The 15,456-nt window shown below is 64.4% G+C and carries 13 protein-coding genes; 12 read left to right on the top strand and 1 reads right to left on the bottom strand.

Annotated elements, in window-relative coordinates; genetic code table 11:
* The 4 genes from J7E68_RS10195 to J7E68_RS10180 form a co-directional block, all read left to right on the top strand.
* Positions 1-418: FAD-dependent monooxygenase (locus J7E68_RS10195; RefSeq protein ID WP_215172246.1), on the top strand; the 418-nt coding region annotated here is incomplete at its 5' end.
* Entirely contained in the window at positions 418-885 is a 468-nt protein-coding gene (locus J7E68_RS10190) for a MarR family transcriptional regulator (protein ID WP_285225160.1), read from the top strand. The genes J7E68_RS10195 and J7E68_RS10190, both read left to right, overlap by 1 nt.
* On the top strand, positions 882-1,349 hold the full coding sequence (locus tag J7E68_RS10185) for a DUF3237 domain-containing protein (protein WP_215172242.1): 468 nt from the start codon (positions 882-884) through the stop codon (positions 1,347-1,349). The genes J7E68_RS10190 and J7E68_RS10185 overlap by 4 nt, the downstream gene beginning before the upstream one ends.
* Before the next feature lie 104 nt (positions 1,350-1,453).
* Positions 1,454-2,230, top strand: a complete 777-nt coding sequence (locus tag J7E68_RS10180; RefSeq protein WP_215172239.1) for an alpha/beta fold hydrolase — start codon at positions 1,454-1,456, stop codon at positions 2,228-2,230.
* A gap of 76 nt (positions 2,231-2,306) precedes the next feature.
* Here J7E68_RS10180 and J7E68_RS10175 read toward each other — a convergent pair whose 3' ends face one another.
* On the bottom strand, positions 2,307-4,748 hold the full coding sequence (locus J7E68_RS10175; RefSeq protein WP_215172237.1) for a glycoside hydrolase family 3 C-terminal domain-containing protein: 2,442 nt from the start codon (positions 4,746-4,748) through the stop codon (positions 2,307-2,309).
* Positions 4,749-4,951: 203 nt separating this feature from the next.
* Between J7E68_RS10175 and J7E68_RS10170 the strand changes: the two genes are divergently transcribed.
* From J7E68_RS10170 to J7E68_RS10135, 8 genes are all read left to right on the top strand, one after another.
* The gene (locus tag J7E68_RS10170) at positions 4,952-6,262 is read left to right on the top strand and encodes an MFS transporter (RefSeq protein WP_215172235.1); all 1,311 of its coding nucleotides are present in this window, start codon (positions 4,952-4,954) and stop codon (positions 6,260-6,262) included.
* Between the two features lie 290 nt (positions 6,263-6,552).
* A complete protein-coding gene (locus J7E68_RS10165) occupies positions 6,553-7,839 on the top strand; it encodes an MFS transporter (RefSeq protein ID WP_215172233.1) in 1,287 nt (428 codons plus the stop codon).
* Positions 7,840-8,272: 433 nt separating this feature from the next.
* On the top strand, positions 8,273-10,537 hold the full coding sequence (locus J7E68_RS10160) for a glycoside hydrolase family 78 protein (RefSeq protein WP_251048864.1): 2,265 nt from the start codon (positions 8,273-8,275) through the stop codon (positions 10,535-10,537).
* A gap of 56 nt (positions 10,538-10,593) precedes the next feature.
* The gene (locus tag J7E68_RS10155) at positions 10,594-11,169 is read left to right on the top strand and encodes a TetR/AcrR family transcriptional regulator (RefSeq protein ID WP_251048863.1); all 576 of its coding nucleotides are present in this window, start codon (positions 10,594-10,596) and stop codon (positions 11,167-11,169) included.
* Positions 11,170-11,329: 160 nt separating this feature from the next.
* The gene (locus J7E68_RS10150; RefSeq protein ID WP_215172227.1) at positions 11,330-12,799 is read left to right on the top strand and encodes an amidase; all 1,470 of its coding nucleotides are present in this window, start codon (positions 11,330-11,332) and stop codon (positions 12,797-12,799) included.
* Between the two features lie 253 nt (positions 12,800-13,052).
* Entirely contained in the window at positions 13,053-14,333 is a 1,281-nt protein-coding gene (locus tag J7E68_RS10145; protein ID WP_215172225.1) for a M28 family peptidase, read from the top strand.
* The gene (locus J7E68_RS20305) at positions 14,330-14,707 is read left to right on the top strand and encodes a cupin domain-containing protein (RefSeq protein WP_215172223.1); all 378 of its coding nucleotides are present in this window, start codon (positions 14,330-14,332) and stop codon (positions 14,705-14,707) included. Before J7E68_RS10145 ends, J7E68_RS20305 begins: the two co-directional genes overlap by 4 nt.
* Positions 14,704-15,456 (top strand): aldehyde dehydrogenase family protein (locus tag J7E68_RS10135; protein WP_251048861.1); only part of this gene is annotated, 753 nt, incomplete at its 3' end. The genes J7E68_RS20305 and J7E68_RS10135, both read left to right, overlap by 4 nt.

The following is a 15,456-nucleotide window of genomic DNA, read 5'->3' as shown; positions in this document are numbered from 1 at the left end:
GTACCCGATGGTGGACCGCGACCCGCTTCCGCAATGGATGTTCGGAGCAACCACCTTGGTCGGGGACGCTGCGCACGCGATGTACCCGAACGGGTCGAATGGTGGGTCGCAGGCGATCCTAGACGCGCGCACGCTCGCATTCCATCTCGCGACCGCCGACAGCATCAGCTCAGCCCTCGAGCGTTACGAGCAGGATCGCCGACCCGCCACTACTCGTCTGCTCGAGATGACGAGGCAGACCGGGCCCGAGCGGGTCATGCTGCTCGCGCAGGAGCGCGCCCCAGGTGGCTTCGACAGCATCACAGACGTCATCCCGACAGAAGAACTCGTGGCTATCGCCGCCGACTACAAGCGCGCCGCCGGATTCCACCCCGACGCGTTGAACGCCCGTTCCTCTCTGAACGCGCGGGTTCGCTGATGACTGTCGACGCGCGCCGTCTAGCGGCCGTCATCTCGCCTCTGCGTCGCGCCCTTCTCGCCGCAACGCGTCAGGCGGAGGGGCTTCCCGACATCCCGGATTCCCAGGTCGAGGTGATGCGGGCGCTGCTGGCCCGCGAGCGTTCATCGCCGAGCGATGTCGCCACCTATCTGGGGGTGGGGCGCTCGACCGTGAGCAACCTCCTCGCGCGGATGGAGCGCGCGGGACTGGTCAGCCGATCTTCGGGCGGCACCGACAAGAGGGAGGTCCAGGTCGTGCCGTCGGAGAAGGCGATTACCGCGTTCATGACTTTCGATGCCACTAGCGCGGAGATCGTCGCGGATGCCGTCGCACTCACGCTCTCCGCCGCCGAGGAGCAGATCCTGGAGGATGCGATTCCCGTTCTGGAGAAGCTCCGCCAGGCCATCGCCGCGGCACCGAAGAATGAGGAGAGGCGCACCGCATGACAATGGCACCCGCTGTCCCACAGCTCGCACCGCTGTTCGACGTTGTGGTCGAACTCGGCAGTCCCCATGACCTCGGGGTCACCCGTGTTGGACACCGCCGAATCGTACCCATACTGGGAGGCACGATCACGGGTGCCGTGGATGCTCAGATTCTTCCAGGAGGAGCCGACTGGCAACGCTTGCGCGCGGACGGGGCAATAGAAATCGACGGTCGATACTCCGCACGCACCGCACAGGGCGAACACCTCTATCTTCAAGTCAACGGGGTCAGGTCCGGGGCGCCGAGTGTTCTCGCGGCGCTCGGGCGCGGTGAGGAAGTTTCTCCAATGGAGTACTACTTCCGCACGTCTGTGACAGTGGAAACGTCGTCGCCCGGCCTCACGTACCTGCAGGACACCCTCCTCGTCGCCTCGTGCGTGCGCGAGCATTCCTCCGTCCGATACACCGCCTATCGCGTGGCGTGACTCCGCCGTCGGGAGTCCGACTGCCCTCAGTCGGATTCCCAACGAATACACCTCTGAGTTGCGCCACGTTATTATCCACATGGATAACGATTGGATGCGATGACATGACCACGAAGACGCCCTTGCATGACGAGACCTTTATCTGCAGCGACTCCCTGCGCTTGACCTATCGAGTCGCCGACGGCGTAGGAGTGCCGCTGATCCTCCACCACGGCTTCGCGACGACGGCAGACGCAGAATGGGTGAACCGAGGAATCGTCGACGCGCTCGCCGTCCTGGGCCGACCCATCATCATCCTCGACCCACGCGGGCACGGCCGATCCGAGAGCCCCCACATTCCTGAGGCATACGGTGAGCGCCGTCTCGCGATGGATCTCATTGAGCTCGGGCATCACCTTGGCGGACGTGTCGACGTTCTCGGGTACTCGATGGGCGCAGTGGCGACCCTGCTCGCGGCATCCTTGTCTTCCACCCTGATCCGTCAAGCCGCAGTCGGGGGCGTCGGCTCCGGGATCGTCGAGGTTGGCGGACTGGACACCCGGGTCCTCGAGACAGATCTCCTCGCAGCCGTCTTCCGCTCCGACGGAGACGACAGCGAAGCACCAGAACTGGCGGCTTGGCGCGACGGAGCTGCCCAGATGGGACTGGACGTGCTCGCGTTGGCGGCCTTGGCAGAATCGCTCCAGGTCGACGGCATCGATACGGCCGCTATCGTCCAACAGCCTCTGGTCATTGCAGGAGCCGACGACTTCCTCGCGGACCGGCCCGAGGTGCTCGCCCGCTCCATCACCAATTCGAGACTGCTGGTGGTTCCTGGCGACCACAACTCCACACTGGACCACCCGCTGGTTCACCAGGCTCTCGTCACGCACTTCGGCTAGGACCGTGCATCGTGGCAGTGCGAGCCCTATCGCAAGGGCTCGCACTGCGCTGCGGCGACCGGCGGGATCCGTGTGGTCAAGCCACGACGATGGCCGAGCGGGCGTCGATCAGGCCGGCGGAACGAGCGACGAGCACATCGAACTGCCCGGGCTCGACAACCCAGGACCCAACTTCCGGATCCCAATGCCCGAATGCGCGTCGAGGGAGACGGATCTCCGCGACCATGCTGGCGAGAGGGTCGAGCCAGACAGACTCGAACCCCGCCAGCCACTGGGACGGTCGCTCGACCGTTGAGACATCCCGCGACAGGTACACCTGAACGACGTGCTTGCCACGTCGGGAACCCGTGTTCGTCACGCGGACCGGAATGACGACATCGCCGGCCTCTTCCCGGATCGATCCGTCGAGAGCGACATCGAAGGAGGTATAGCTGAGCCCGTGCCCGAACATGAACGCTGGCTGCTGTCCTGCCCGAATCCAGGCGCGGTAACCAATATGGAGGCCCTCCCCGTATGGCAGCACGCCATCGACCGGCGCATTGCTCGGGAGAACGGTGTCTGTTTCCGAGTGCGGCCAGGTCATCGGGAGTCGACCTCCCGGTTCTGCGTGACCGAGGAGGACGTCACTCACCGCTTGCCCATACGCCTCACCGCCAAACCAGGTGACGAGGATCGCAGCGACGTCATCCCGCCACGGCAGAGCGACTGGAGCACCAGAGTTCACGACGACCACCGTGGGCGTTCCGGTTGCTGCAACCGCGCGAACGAGCGCATCCTGGTCGTCTGCGAGGCTCAGGGTTGTCCGGTCGAAGCCCTCCGATTCGATACGTGAACTCGTTCCAACGACCACGACGGCAACGTCCACTTGGCGAGCGCTGTGTACGGCTTCGGCGCGGAGAGCGGCGGCGTCCTCCGCCAGCGGGTGGTAACCGAAGGAGAAGGCGAAGTACGCATCGGCCGGTCGGCTTCGCAGGTCGTGCACATACTCGAGCAGGACTTCTCGGTGAGAGTCGGGGAGGACCGCGGACGCGATGGGCGGCGTCAGGAAGGTGGCGCCCACTTCTTCACCCTCACCGAGCAGGGTCTCATCGAGCAGAATTTCGCCGTCGACGCGTAGGACCGTTCGGCCCAGGGTCGCGAATCCGACTCGCATCCATCGGAGGTCAGAAGGCTGCAAGCGGACACTCACCACGAGCTCGTCGGCTTCTTCGAGGGGCGCGCCAGCATCGAGGTCCACCAGTGAGCCCGCCCGTCGTACCTCCGAGTGGATCACGGTGCCGCCTCTTCGAAGCTGCACGAGAGCCCCTTGCTCACCTTCCGGGGTGCGCGTCAGTTCTGTCGGGAAGTCGAGCAGGCTATCCGGGTTCCCCGCGCCCGCTCTGTACTCGACCCGGCCAGCGCCGAGAGTCTTGGTGAGCGCCTCGAGTGGCGAGACGACCTTCTCAGGCAGGACCGTCGCACTGCCGCCGCCTTGAGTTCGGGCGAAGCGCGCATTCTGGCCGTAGACGCCTACCCTCAGCGCGGTGTTGGCCAGAGGAAGAACGGAGTTGCCGTCGATGTCGCGATTCTGCACCAGGACGATGCCGTTCGTTTCCGTCTCACGGGCGAAATCGTGCCCATCCGTGGCCGGAACCGTTTGGTGGGAGGTGGGGACACTGCTCAGCGCGCCCACCCGTGCGGCCAGTCGAAGAATACGTCGCACCTTCCGGTCGATATCCGCCTCCGACACACTGCCTTGCTCGACTGCGTGGACCAACGCCTGTCCCCACGGCCCCTCGGGCCCCGGCATCACGAGGTCCTGCATGGAGCGCGCGGAGTCGAGGCTGCGCACGGCGCCCCAGTCGCTGACAACCACGCCATCGAACGCCCACTCTGAGTTCAAGGGCGTCTCCAGCAGGTCGTTCTCGGTCATCGTGACGCCGTTGACCTGGTTATAAGCGCTCATCACGGCCCATGCGCCGGCCTCAACCACGGGCGGCTCGAATGCGGCGAGGTACAGCTCTCGAAGTACGCGCTCACTCACTTCCACGGACGCGGTCAGTCGTTCCGTCTCGAAGTCGTTCGCGACATAGTGCTTCGGGGTTGCCGCGACGCCGTGGCGTTGCACTCCTTCGACGTAGGCGGCCGCCATGCGCCCCGAGAGGAGCGGATCCTCACTGAAACACTCGAAGGCACGCCCGCCCAGAGGCGAGCGATGAAGGTTGATCGTCGGCCCGAGGATGACATGTACGCCCTTTCGACGGGCCTCGCCAGCGGACACCGCTCCGTACCTGGAAGCGAGGCCTGGATCCCAGGATGCTGCCAAGGCGGTCCCGTTCGGAAGGTTCAGGGATGGGTCACGCTCGTCCCAGTGCTCCCCTCTCACGCCCGACGGACCGTCGGAGAGAATCATCGCGCTCAACCCGATACTCGGAAGGTCGACGGTGCTCCAGAACGTCCCCCCGGTGAGGAGGCGAACCTTGTCGCTGAGATGCAACTGATCCACGAGTTCGGACAGGTGGGATTCGAGTTCCGGCATCGGTGTTCTCCTTGGCTCATGACGCCGGGATTACCCGACCGCCTTTTTATGCATCAAGTGTTGCACAAACGCATCTGTGGGTCTTATCGTGGTGCTCGGTCGTACGCACCACACGCACGTGTATCACCAGCTGACCCGATGACGAGTTGGCGGCCGACCGCACCTATTGCCCTGAGAGCTCTACAAGGAAGTCGAGCACGACCATGGTTGACATCACCCCGGGAACGACCCCGTTCCCGCCCGCTGACTCGCACACGACTACGGCGGAGCCGAAGGCACGCGTCAGTGGACTGATTGCAGTGCTATTCATCCTGGCCTGGGGCGGCGCGTACCTCGCCGTGATCACGCCCGTCTCGTCCACACTCGCGGTGCGCATCAGCCAACTCGCGCCCGACCAGGTACACGCTTCGCAGTGGCTGGGCCTCATCATGGGAGTTGGCGCCGCGGTGACCATGGTCGTCGGCCCCGTCATGGGCTTCCTCAGCGACAACACCACCGTCCGGTGGGGTCGTCGGAGGCCCTGGCTCTGGGGTGGCTCGCTCTTCACGCTCGTCGCGCTGGTGTTTCTGGGGCTCGCGCCCACCCTGTTCTTCGCCGCATTGGCTTGGTGGGCGGTTTCTCTGGGTGCGGCCGTTGTCACCATGGTCCTGAATGCGTTCATGCCCGACTGGGTTCCAGCCGAACAGCGCGGTCGCGTGAGTGCGTGGATTGGCATCGCACAGCAGTGTGTGCCGCTCATTGGCATCTACGTCGCCCAGATCGTGGTGTCTCAGAACCTCCCGAACGTCTTGCTGTTCCTGGTGCCGGGCGTTGCAGGGTTCGCGTTCGTCATCATCTTCGCCCTCGCCATGCCGGACCGGGTCATCAAGCGTGAGGACGTCTCACGCATCAACCCGCTGAACCTCTTGAAGTCCTTCTGGTTCTCGCCCCGCAAGTACCCCGACTTCGCATGGGCGTGGGTCGGCCGCTTCTTCATGGCCTTCATGTTCCAGCTCTACGCGGTCTATCAGCTCTACTTCATCATGGCTCGGTTCGCACCGGACCTGGGAGAAGCGCTGAGTCTGCAGTTGTTGATCGGCGTTGTCTCAGTCATCGTCATCGCCGTCGCAGCCCACTTCTCAGGATGGTGGTCAGACCGCTCAGGCCGAAGGAAGACCGGCGTCTACCTGGGCAGCGGCCTGTTCGTGGTGGCAATGGTGATGCACGCGTTCGCCTATGACTTGTTCTGGCTCTGGGCCGCCTCCGTCATCGCGAGTGTCGCCATCGGCGTGTACTTCGCAGTAGATCTCGCCCTCGTCACCGACGTACTCCCGGAAGCAGACACCCGCGGAGCGAACGGGATGGGGATCTTCACCATGGCCAATCAGCTCCCCGGCATCATCGCACCGCTGGCTGCGCCCGTCCTCTTGGCCATCGGAGGCAGCGGGGAAAACTACATCGCGTTGTGGATCGCTGCCGCCCTCATCGCAGTCGTCGGCGCGCTGACGGTAACCCGCATCAAGTCTGTGCGCTGACCCCAGCAGTGCACTCCACGAGGGCCCCGAGGCGTCGACTTTCTCGTCCGCTCGGGGCCCTTTCTCGTGCGCGCATAGCGAGCTGGTCACGAAATAGACACGAAGCGTGGCGCTGCTATCCAAATGGATTATGGTGGCGTCTACTTACTTCCAACACGCTCAGATGGAGCGACAGCGAGAACGTCGCGTCGAGCACGGCTGCTCCTTCCCCCTCACCCGAAGAGCGTTCCTTAACCCGAGGAGTCACGCCTGTGTCCCAGCCCTACACCGAACCACAGCCTCAGATTGGCATGACGAAAACGACAGCCAATCGTGTCCAAGACAGCGAGCCGGGGCGCAAGCCTTTGAGTGCGCTGATCTCCGTTCTGTTCATCCTTGCTTTCGGTGGCGCGTACCTCGCGGTCATCACCCCGGTTGTCTCGACGCTCGCAGTTCGGATCAGTCAGATCTCGACTGACCAGGCAGAGGCGTCCGCGTCCCTCGGCTGGATCACCGGGGTCGGTGCACTGATTGCGGTCTTGGTCACCCCGATCTTCGGCATGTTCAGCGACCGCACCACCTCGCGCTGGGGTCGCCGTCGGCCGTGGCTCTTCGCTGGAGCCATCGGCACCCTGATCTCCCTGGTCTTCCTCGGACTCGTCGGAGACACCCTGTCCGCGGCACTGCTGTGGTGGGTCACGCAGCTCTTCTACGCCGCCGTCACCGTCGCGCTGAACGCCTTCTTGCCGGACTGGGTGCCGGAACACCAGCGCGCGAAGGTCGGCGCATGGGTGGGCATCGCGCAGCAGTGCGTGCCGCTCATCGGCATCTACGTCGCCCAGTTCGTCGTGTCGCAGAATCTCAGCAGCGTCCTGCTGTTCCTGATCCCTGGAACCATCGGAATGCTGTTCGTCATCGTGTTTGCCGTAGCCATGCCGGACAAGCGCATCCATCGAGAGACGGTCACGAAGTTCCAGGTGAGCACCCTGCTTGAATCGTTCTGGTTCTCCCCGAAGAAGCACCCTGACTTTGGATGGGCGTGGCTCGGTCGATTCACGATGTCGATGATGTTCGCGTTCTACGCCACCTATCAGCTGTACTTCATCATGGCCCGCTTCTCTTCCGACCTCGGAGAGGCGCTAGCGCTGCAGCTGTTCATCGGCATCATCTCCGTTGTCATCATCGCCGTCGCCGCGCAGATCTCCGGCTGGTGGTCGGACCGCACAGGGCGCCGAAAAGGCGGTGTCTACCTCGGCAGCTTCTTGTTCGTCATCGCGATGGTCGTCCACGCGTTCGCGTACGACATGTTCTGGCTGTGGGTCGGAACCGTCATCGTCAACATCGCCATCGGAGTGTACTTCGCCGTGGACCTCGCTCTCGTGACGGACGTACTCCCCGACAAGGAGACACGTGCAGCGAACGGCATGGGTATCTTCAACGTCGCCAACAGCCTCCCGAACTCCCTCGCCCCGTTCGCCGCACCGCTAGTGCTCGCCATCGGCGGAACGGGCGAGAACTACGTCGCCCTCTGGCTCGTCGGAGCTGGCTTCGCCCTGATCGCGAGCATCACCGTCTCGCGAATTCGATCCGTCCGTTGACAAGGTAGGAGGGCTCGGCCGTCAAAGCGGCCGAGCCCCCCTGCATGCGCCACACCGCTCATCCTTTAGGAGCTCCCACATGATCCCTGCCCCCGTGCGCCTCCGATTCGAGAACCACGAGCCGAATCGGCTCGGAATCGGCGAGGCCAGCCCCCGGCTGTCCTGGGAGATCGTGAACGCTCCACAGGGTTGGCGTCAGACTGCAAGCCGTGTTCAGATCATTCGCACGAGCCCTGGCGGGAGTGACACCGAGGAAACCCACCAGACGCAGGGGAGCGACCAGACCCTCGTGCCCTGGCCGGGCGCCCCGCTCCCATCCCGCACGGGCGTACGCGCCCGTGTACAGGTCCTCAGCCTCGAAGGCTGGAGTGAATGGAGTGAATGGGCGTGCGTCGAGACCGGCCTCCTGGAGGCATCGGACTGGACCGCCCGCATGATCGGACCCGACTGGGAGGAAGACTCCTCTCAAGTGCGTCGCCCCGGACGGGTGCGCACAGGTTTTGCCAGCACGGACGACGTCGCCAGCGCCAGGCTGTACATCACGGGTATGGGGGTCGTCGAAGCAGAGATCAATGGCGTTCGTGTCGGCAACGAAGAACTCACCCCGGGCTGGACCAGCTACAAGCACCGTCTGCGGTATGCCACCTTTGACGTCACCGGCCTCATCCGCCCGGGTGGCAATGGGCTAGGTATCTGGCTTGGCGATGGCTGGTGGCGAGGCCAGCTGGGCTTCGGTTCCCTGAACGTCAACAACTACGGTGAGCGCCTCGGCGCACAGGCGCAGTTGGAGATCACCGACTCCCGAGGCAACCGCACGGTTGTCGCGAGTGACGCCACCTGGCGAGCAGGCGGTGGCCCGATACTCAGCTCCGGTCTTTATGACGGTGAACGCTACGACGCGCGACTCCATGATTCGAGATGGTCAGGGCCGTCCTTTGACGACAGCGCCTGGAGCGCCGTCCGCATACTTCCTAGCCCTTCCGGGACGCTTGTCGCCCCCACGGGCCCGCCCGTTCGAGTCACCCAAGAGCTTCCCCCCGTCAGCATCAACGACCGCAGCGACGGTCGATGGATCATCGACTTCGGGCAGAACCACTCAGGGAAGATTCGTCTCCGCACCAAAGGCGGGAGCGGAGACGTGCTGACACTCCGGCACTCGGAGATCCTCATCGACGGCGAACCCGCGTACGAGCCGCTGCGTGACGCCCGAGCCACAGACGAGCTGACATGCGACGGCACTGACGGCTTCTGGTCACCCCGCTTCACAGTCCACGGCTATCGATACGCCGAGATCACGGGCTGGTCTGGCCCACTACTTCCGGAGGACGTTACCTCCCTGGTCATGCACACCGATATCGCTAGGCGAGGCTGGTTCGAGTGCTCGGACGACCGGTTGAACGCCCTCCACGACAGCGCCGTCTGGACACTGCGTTCCAACATCGTCGACCTCCCCACCGACTGTCCCCAACGCGATGAACGACTGGGGTGGACCGGAGATGTACAGGTCTTCGCGCCCGCCGCCACCTTCCTGTTCGATGTCACCGGAGTCTTGGACGGCTGGCTCAGGGACGTCGCCGCAGAGCAGATGCCGACGGGATGGATCCCGCTGTGGGTGCCGTTCGTGGACATCCCGCTTCTCACCGAGTTCTTCGAACCCGGGCCGACCGCTGTGTGGAATGACGTCGCTGTCCTCACCCCTGACGCGCTGTACGACAGCTCGGCGGACCTCGAGCTCATCCGACGCCACTATCCGACCGGCAAGAAGCACGTCGATAGTGTCGAGCGCGCGGCAGGCGACAGCATGATCTGCACCGCGACAGCGCAGCTGGGAGACTGGCTTGATCCGGCAGCTCCTGCGGACGACCCGGCGGCCGCGCTAACCGAGAAGGAACTCGTCGCCACCGCGTACTTCGCCCATTCCGCCAGGCGGCTCGCAGCCATGGCTCAGGCGCTGGGCATTGATGAGGATGCATCCCGCTACTCGGAGCTCTCAGACCGCGTGAAGGGCGCATACGGTCGCCGCTTCATCCTCGACGACGGGCATCTGACGAGCGATACGCAGCCGGCATACGCCCTCACCACCGCGTTCGACCTCTGGCCGGATGCCGCACATGCCCGTATCGGCGGCGGCCGACTTGCACAGCTGGTGCGCCACGCCGATTGGACCGTCGGAACCGGTTTCGCGGGCACGCCTGTCCTCGCGCACGCGCTCACGGCGGCCAATCACCTGGACGACGCGTACCGGCTTCTCCAGAATGATGCGAACCCCTCGTGGCTGTACATGATTGCGAACGGCGCCACCACGACGTGGGAACGTTGGGACAGCCTGCAGCCTGACGGGACCCTGAACACGGCATCGATGACGTCGTTCAATCACCTTGCTCTCGGCTCCGTCACCGACTGGATGCACCGCACCATCGCCGGTATCGCGCCCGCTGCTCCCGGGTATCGCCGCATTCGATTCGCTCCGCGTCCCGGAGGCACGATCACATCCGCGTCTGCGAGGCATCACACCCCCTACGGGATGGCCGCGATCTCGTGGGAACTCATCGGTGACGCGCTGGAGGTCCAGGTGGATGTTCCAGTCGGCGCCGAAGCGGAAGTGCACCTTCCCGATGGCGGTCTCCATCTGGTCGGTCACGGACATCACGTGTTCAACAGCTCACACCGGCTTGCATCTGGTGGTGCCCCTTCATAGCCTCAGTGTCGGACCCACCCACCTCGACGGTGGTCGGGTGAGAACGGAGAACTGCCATGCCTCGAGTCGTTGACGCGAACGCCCGGTCCGCGGAGATCATCGATGCCGCAGTGAAGATCCTCAGCGAGGGTGGCTTCGTCAAGCTGACGCTCTCCAACCTGGCTCGCGAACTCGGCGGGTCGATGCGGCTGGTGACGCACTACTACGCGGATCGACCTGCACTCGTCCAGGGGATCCTCGACAAGATGATGCGGGAAACCGACGAAGTCCTCGCGGAGATTGCCCAGATCGATTCCCCGGAGCGCAAGGTTCGGCACACCCTGGACTGGTTCCTCCTCCCCGATGAGAGATCCATCAGGGAGGAGAAGGTACGCATCGCCCTGCTGGTGCACAAGGACGTCGAACCCGCCATCCAGCGCTTCTTCGACGCGGTCGAGCCGGCGATGCGCAACCTCCTTCGCGAAGCGCTGAGCCCCGTGGTGCCCGAGGAGGAGTTGGAGGCGAAGGTTGATCTCACCCGCGTGTGGACAGGCGGTCTTGCCCTCAGCGTCATCGAGCATCCTGAGGCGTGGCCGCAGCAGCGGCAGGCGCAGGTGATGAACGAGTTCCTTAACGCCCTCGGGCTGCGCTGAACCCACGTATCAGAGCGCAGGAAACGTGAACGTAACGAATCCGCAATCCTGCGTATCCTTTTTATGGAAAGGTCTTTACACAGAGGCTTGCGAGATGCAGGATGGTCGAATCAGGCGCCGCTGTCGTGTGGGCCGCGAGCGGCCTGGGTAGGAGGCAGTTATGGTCGGTGAAGTCTGGCGTACGGCAAGTGACCTCGCCCAGATGTACCGCGCGGGAGAATACTCTCCGGTTGATGCAGTGGAGACGGCGCTGCACCGCATCGAGAGTGTTGACGGCTCCATCAACTCGATGGTCACCGTTACCGCTGATCTCGCCCGTGCCCGGGCGCGCGAAGCTGAAGCGCGATTCCAGCGCGGTGACGAAGTCCCGGCACTGTACGGCGTGCCCATCACTGTCAAGGACCTCACCGACACCGCCGGAGTTCGCACCACTTACGGATCCACGGTCTACGCGAACCACGTTCCCGACACGGACGCGCTCGCCTGGGCGCGGCTGAAAGATGCCGGGGCGATCCTCATCGGTAAGACCACGACTCCAGAGTTCGGAATGCTCGGCGTCACGGAGAGCCGGCTGACCGGCTCCACTTCAACACCATGGGCGCCTGGGCACGCGTCAGGCGGGTCCAGCGGTGGCGCCGCAGCGAGTGTCGCGGCAGGGATCGTCCCGCTCGGCTGGGGGTCCGATGGCGGAGGCTCCATCCGGGTTCCGGCGTCCCTCTGCGGCGTCGTGGGCATCAAGCCCTCGACCGGCCGTATCCCCCACGCAGACAACTCCGACCCTGACGGCACAGAGGGACCGCTCGCTCGGACCGTCCTTGACGCGGCGTTAATGTTGGATGCCACGGCGGGACGGCATCCGGCCGACCGATTCACCATTCCGACCGGAGGAGAGGTTTTCGCCGACGCCGCTCGCCGACCCGGGGACCTGCGCGGATGGAGGATCGCGGCGACCACGAACCCCGCTCACGGCCCCGTCGACCCACAGGTCGCTGCGGCTTTCGACGCCGCACTAGCCGACCTGCGACTGCTCGGAGCGACCGTAGAGACGGTCGAACTCACCCTTCCAGACCCGTTCGAGTACTTCCTCGCGTACTGGGGGGCCGAGTTCGAGGACGCCGTCAGGGAGCTCAGCGCAGCCGGAGATGTCTGGCCTTCCATTGTGGAACTCGCACGCCGCGCACAAGACCTCACGCCGCAACGCGTCAGCTACGCCCTGCGCGAGGAGAAGACGCAGATCTACAACGCCTTCGCGCGCACATTCCAGTCGTACGACCTCATCGTCACCCCTACGACACCCACCACGTCGTTCCCGCACTGCGCGGATCTCGGTGGGAAAGAGGTCGTTGGAGGGACAAAGATCGCCAATCCCGGTCCGTACCTGCACAGGCTGACGGAAGCCCCGTCCCATGCGGGGCTCCCGGCGATCTCGGTACCCGCTGGTTTCAGCGACACCGGACTTCCGGTGGGTTTGCAGCTCGTCGCGCCGCTCTACGAGGACTCTCGGGCGATCTACGCAGCCGCGCGATTCGAGGCGGCTACCGCCTGGCACACCATGCACCCCTCCCTCGACGCGACTCGTTTCGAGGGAGCACTTCACTTGTCCTCTATTCAACTGAAGCCGTCGCTGTGAGAATCGGCCTCCGCCCATCACTCTGCGCACTCGTCACCCGGCACGACAGCGCACCATCCATGAAAGCGCAAGCACTGTGAGCACCACGTCCTCTTCCCCTCAGATCTTGAACACAGCGGCCTTCCCGAGCGCGGAACGCATCCACCAGTGGGTGTCGGATCTTGCATCCCTCGGTCACAGGAAGACCGGTACGCCCGAAGGACGCAAGTCAGCCGAGTACATCGCCGACGTCTTCCGCTCAGCTGGTCTGCAGGTGAACATCGAGACAGCGCCGACGCCCTGTCCGACTGTTCATCAGCAGGAGTTCCGCATCGACGACAGGGTGGTCGAGAGTTTCTGGGTGAACGGGACCGGTCGGTGGGCTGACCTCGGGCGCTTCACAAGCGGAACCCTCCAGGCCGCGGATGTGATCTACGTCGGCGCTGGCCGCGAGGCGGACTTCGAGGGGGTGGACGTGACCGGAAAGATCGTCGTCTGCGACATCGAGTTCCACCCTTCCTCCACCGCGACCTTCCTCGAAGGAAACCCCAGGGCGTTCACATACGACCCCGAGGGGACACTCGACATCCCCCGGAACAAGTACGACATCTACTCCCCGAATAACTGGCCAGGCAACTACTTCACCGCCCAAGCCCGGGGAGCGGCCGGTTTCGTCGGCGCCCTGCAGAACTACATGGACTGCTACAACTACAACGAGGACTACACCGAGAACGGCGAGATTCTCGGCGCCGACCATATGGCCGTGCCGGCCGTCTGGATCTCGCGAGCTGACGGTCGTTCCGTCGTCGAATCGATTGCCGCTCGCGGAGGCGTCGGTCGCGGACGCCTTGACGTTGACGTCGAGTACGAGCTCAAGGATGCTCTCAACGTCAACGGCATTCTTCCCGGGCTGAGTCCAGAGATGATCCTCGTGCACTCGCACCACGACGCGGTCTTCTCTGGTGCGGTTCAAGACGCGTCTGGAGTATCGGAAGTGCTCGCACTCGCGGAGTACTTCGCTGCACAGCCGATTGAGGCCAGGCCTAAGACGATGATGTTCGCCGCTACTGACACGCACTTCACCGACTATGTCGGCCACCTGGCTTTCCTCGAGGAGCGGGAGAACGCGGGCGACAAGATCCTCGTCGACCTCTGCATCGAGCACGTCGGCAAGGAGATCGAGCTCGCCGACGACAACTCACCCGTGGAGACCGGATACATCGAACCGCGCATTGTCTACGTCTCGGACGAGACCGGTCTGCTACCAGTTGTGCAAGCAGCGTTCGAGGCTCACGGCCTGGACCGCACCATCTTCGCTCCGGTCTCCTCCGACGATGGGGGCGACGCGGAAGGACCATACGAGTTCCGATCCGATGAAGTCGTCTCTGACGCGTACTACTTCGCTGAAGCTGGCGTCCCGGTCGTCAGCCTGGTGGCAGGACAGATGTACCTCTTCCACCCCTCCGACACCATCGACCGGGTACCCATCGAGCACCTTCGCCCCGTTGGTCTGGCATTCGCGCAGATCGCGACCGAAGCCCACCACCGACTGTGACGTTCGGAGTGCATGCGCTCGAGCCGTTCGTGCCCATCGACCTCACAGCCATCGCCTTGACTGACGTCATCGGTGCCGCGTCCGAGGCCTCGACCTCCTCTCTTGTGCTGCCTCTCCGCACTGGAGGAGAAGGAGACGTGTGGGAGATGGAGCCGGGTCACCTGTACGACACGGAAGCGGACGAGGTCTTCCTCGTGCTCAGCGGGGAAGCCCGGATAACTCTGCTGTCCGAAGAGAACGAAGAACTGCGGCACATCACGGTCCACCCTGGAACCATCTGCCGCCTGACCGAGGGCATGCGCACGCGCTGGGAAACCAACGCTCCACTTCGCAAGCTCTACCTCCTCCCTGCCGACGATGAGGATCGACCATGACCTTTCAGCCGATGCAATACATCGCCGGCGTTCGGCGCGATGGCGCGGGAGACCACGTCACCCACGTCACCAATCCGGCGGACGGTACGCTCCTTGCCGAGTTCACGGGCGCGGACGCAGCCGATGTCAACGACGCGGTCTCGGCCGCACGTCGAGCGAGCGTCGAATGGGGAAGGGCTCTGCCGTCCGAACGTGCCGCAGTTCTCACCGCCGCGGCGCGCATCTTCGATACCAGCTCCACCGAACTCGCGGAGCTGGAGTCTCGACAGGCAGGCAAGCCCATCCGCCTCACCAGCGAGTTCGACGTGCCTGGCACCAGCGACAACATCTCGTTCTTCGCCGGCGCGGCCCGCCATCTGGAAGGGAAAGCCGCCGCTGAGTACATGCCGGGACTCACGTCGATGATTCGGCGGGAACCCGTCGGAGTCGTCGGCGCCATCGCACCGTGGAACTACCCGCTGCAGATGGCCGCGTGGAAGATCCTGCCTGCCATCGCCGCTGGCAACACCATTGTGCTGAAGCCGTCCGAGTTGACCCCGTTGACGACCCTTCGCTTCGCGGAGATCCTCTCCGAGGCTGGGCTGCCGCCAGGCGTCGTGAACGTCGTCACCGGCCGCGGCCAGGAAACCGGCGCCGCCCTGCTCGCGCACCCCGCTACCGACATGCTGTCCTTCACCGGCTCCACGCGGGTCGGGCAGACAGTTCAACAGGCGGCGGCGAACGGTGCGAAGCGACTGCACCTCGAGCTT

It is taken from the genome of Microbacterium sp. ISL-103, from assembly GCF_018613995.1.
Taxonomy (GTDB): Bacteria; Actinomycetota; Actinomycetes; order Actinomycetales; family Microbacteriaceae; genus Microbacterium.
The sequence above is the reverse complement of the archived record's forward strand: the minus strand, read 5'-3'. Positions and strand labels throughout refer to the sequence as shown.

Coding starts and splice junctions, on each gene's coding strand:
- J7E68_RS10185 (WP_215172242.1), top strand. CDS start 882: ATGACAATGGCACCCGCTGTCCCACAGCTCGCACCGCTGTTCGACGTT.
- J7E68_RS10150 (WP_215172227.1), top strand. CDS start 11,330: ATGGTCGGTGAAGTCTGGCGTACGGCAAGTGACCTCGCCCAGATGTAC.
- J7E68_RS10180 (WP_215172239.1), top strand. CDS start 1,454: ATGACCACGAAGACGCCCTTGCATGACGAGACCTTTATCTGCAGCGAC.
- J7E68_RS10190 (WP_285225160.1), top strand. CDS start 418: ATGACTGTCGACGCGCGCCGTCTAGCGGCCGTCATCTCGCCTCTGCGT.
- J7E68_RS10175 (WP_215172237.1), bottom strand. CDS start 4,748: ATGCCGGAACTCGAATCCCACCTGTCCGAACTCGTGGATCAGTTGCAT.
- J7E68_RS10155 (WP_251048863.1), top strand. CDS start 10,594: ATGCCTCGAGTCGTTGACGCGAACGCCCGGTCCGCGGAGATCATCGAT.
- J7E68_RS10165 (WP_215172233.1), top strand. CDS start 6,553: ATGACGAAAACGACAGCCAATCGTGTCCAAGACAGCGAGCCGGGGCGC.
- J7E68_RS10160 (WP_251048864.1), top strand. CDS start 8,273: ATGATCGGACCCGACTGGGAGGAAGACTCCTCTCAAGTGCGTCGCCCC.
- J7E68_RS10170 (WP_215172235.1), top strand. CDS start 4,952: ATGGTTGACATCACCCCGGGAACGACCCCGTTCCCGCCCGCTGACTCG.